Consider the following 472-nt stretch of genomic DNA (forward strand, 5'->3'; position numbering starts at 1 on the left):
CCGCGCGTCGGGCCGCGTAGCGCGAGGCGTCGAGCACCACGCCGGTCGCCCGCGGGAGCTCGTCGAGCAGGCGGGCCAGGTGGTGCCCGGTGCCCCCGCCGAGGTCGAGCAGCGTGGCCGGCTCCCCCGGCAGGACCGCCGTCGCCAGCGCCGTCGTCACGCCGTCGTAGTGACCGGCGGAGAGGAACGCCACCCGGTCGGCGACCATGGCGGCCGAGTCGCCGGCCGGCGGGCGGCGCCCCGGCGGCAGCAGGGTCAGGTGCCCCTGCCGCGCCCGGTCGACGGCGTGCCCCGCGGCGCAGCGCAACCCGGCGCCGTCCCGCTCGACGGCGAAGGGTGCCGTGCACACGGGGCAGGCGAGCAGGGCGACGGCGCGGGGGCACCGGGCACCACCTGGCCCGCCTGCTCGACGAGCTCCCGCGGGCGACCGGCGTGGTGCTCGACGCCTCGCGCTACGCGGCCCGACGCGCGG

At 80.9% G+C, this 472-nt stretch carries 2 pseudogenes; one reads left to right on the forward strand and one right to left on the reverse strand.

Annotated elements, in window-relative coordinates:
- Positions 1 to 349 (reverse strand): annotated as a pseudogene (locus tag E9529_RS21520) (23S rRNA methyltransferase); the annotation flags it as partial.
- A 26-nt stretch (positions 350 to 375) separates the two neighbouring features.
- On the opposite strand from E9529_RS21520, the pseudogene E9529_RS23015 reads away from it, so the two are divergent.
- Positions 376 to 472, forward strand: a pseudogene (locus E9529_RS23015) (23S rRNA methyltransferase); the annotation flags it as partial.

The organism is Blastococcus sp. KM273128 (assembly GCF_021698975.1).
In the GTDB taxonomy this organism is placed as follows: domain Bacteria; phylum Actinomycetota; class Actinomycetes; order Mycobacteriales; family Geodermatophilaceae; genus Blastococcus.